This window comes from Streptomyces flavofungini (genome assembly GCF_041028215.1).
In the GTDB taxonomy this organism is placed as follows: domain Bacteria; phylum Actinomycetota; class Actinomycetes; order Streptomycetales; family Streptomycetaceae; genus Streptomyces; species Streptomyces flavofungini_B.
Genome location: NZ_JASKYR010001070.1, coordinates 1 through 1746 on the forward strand (window position 1 = coordinate 1; position 1746 = coordinate 1746).

Below are 1746 nucleotides of genomic sequence, written 5' to 3' on the forward strand. Positions count from 1 at the left end.
GGGTGGGCTAAGGGAGGCGGGCCGCGGCGGTCAGGGCGTGCCGGAGACGCGCGCGGGCCGGGCGGGGAGAGCGGCCTCCCAGGCCGCCTCAATCATCGCGAAGATCTCGTCCACCGCGGCGTCCGGCTCGGCCGCCTCGCGGCCGAGCGCGTGGGCGTCGACCACGAACCGGGCGAGGGTGCGGCAGGCGGTCGGGGTCCGGTCGCCGCCGGGACCCGCGGCGATGGCCGTGGCCAGCGACTCCGCGTGGCGCAGCCGCATGGACTCCTCGTACTGCCGCAGGGCGGGCGAGCCGTCGATCATGCGCCAGACCGGGTCGGAGCCGTCCGCCGCGCAGTGGCGCACCATGTCCCGGATCTCGCGCCGGAGCGCGGGGATGAGCGGCTCGTCGGGGGCGCGGTCGGTGACCGCCCGCGTGAGGCGCTGCTCGAAGTCGTCGTCGCGCTCGAAGACCAGCGCCTCCTTCGAGGCGAAGTGCGAGAAGACGGTGGTGACGGCCACGTCGGCCTCGGCGGCCACGTCCCGGATGCCCACCGCGTCGTATCCGCGCTCGATGAAGAGCCGCAGGGCGGTGTCGGCGATCTTCTGGCGGGTCGCGGCCTTCTTGCGCTCCCGGCGTCCTGGCGGCGCGGTCATGCGCGTAAAGCTAGCAGATGTGAAATAGGAGCCGTTCCGGACTCGTAACTGCAATGGAAGCAGAACGATTACTTAAGCCGAACGGTTTTGAAACGCTAACCGTTAGTGCTAACTTCCCCGGCATGAAGAGAGTGAGCTTCGCCGAATTCGGCGGTCCCGACGTCCTGCGACTCGAAGACGCCGAGGAGCCCCACGCGGGCCCCGGCCAGATACGCGTCGCCGTGCGGGCGGCGGGCGTGAACCCCGTCGACTGGAGAATCCGCGAGGGCCAGAAGCTGTCGGCCCATCCCATCGAGCTGCCCGCGGGGGTCGGCCTGGACGCCGCCGGGGTGGTGGACGAGATCGGCGAGGGCGTCGAAGGAGTCGCCGTCGGCGACCGCGTCTTCGGCGAAGGCTCCGCCACCTACGCCGAGTTCGCCGTGCTCGGGGCCTGGGCCCGGATGCCCGAAGGCCTGTCGTTCCAGGAGGCGGCCGGGTACCCCTCGGTGGTGGAGACCGCGCTGCGCGTCATCGGCGAGACCGGTGTACGGCCCGGACAGACGCTGCTGGTCAGCGGCGCGTCCGGGGGAGTCGGCTCGGCCGTCCTGCAGATCGCCCGCGAGCGCGGCATCACGGTCATCGGCACGGCCGGGGCCGCGAACCAGGAGTACCTGCGCGACCTGGGCGCCCTCGCCACGACGTACGGCGAGGGTTGGGTCGAGCGGGTGCGGCGGCTCGGCCCCGTCGACGCGGCCCTCGACCTCGCGGGCTCGGGCGTGCTGGCCGAACTCGTCGAGCTGACCGGGGACGCGGGCAAGGTGATCACCATCGCGGATCTCGGCGCGGCGGAACACGGCGTCCGCTTCTCCGGCGTGGCCGGGAGCGTGCCGGACGCCCTGGCCGAGGCCGCCGATCTCATCGCGCGGGGCAGGCTCCACATCCCCGTCGAGAAGTCGTACCCGCTCGCCGACGCCGCGGCGGCGCACATCGACAGCAAGGCCGGTCACACGCGCGGGCGCCGGGTCATGATCATCTGAATCGTGCGGTGCGGCGGGAGGGAAAGAACGCCGATATGGCTTGGGAGCCGTCGAAGGGGTGCAGGATGCGGGCATGGACCGACTGGTCATCCGC

General features: G+C 72.3%; 2 protein-coding genes. One reads left to right on the forward strand and one right to left on the reverse strand.

Features of this window, described 5'->3' with window-relative positions:
* Window positions 1-30 precede the first annotated feature (30 nt).
* Window positions 31-636: a TetR/AcrR family transcriptional regulator gene (locus AB8Z36_RS38460; RefSeq protein WP_369218004.1), complete on the reverse strand. Its 606-nt coding sequence runs from the start codon at window positions 634-636 to the stop codon at window positions 31-33.
* Between the two features lie 122 nt (window positions 637-758).
* Between AB8Z36_RS38460 and AB8Z36_RS38465 the strand changes: the two genes are divergently transcribed.
* Window positions 759-1652, forward strand: coding sequence for an NADP-dependent oxidoreductase (locus AB8Z36_RS38465; RefSeq protein WP_369218005.1), 894 nt, complete (start codon window positions 759-761; stop codon window positions 1650-1652).
* Window positions 1653-1746 lie beyond the last annotated feature (94 nt).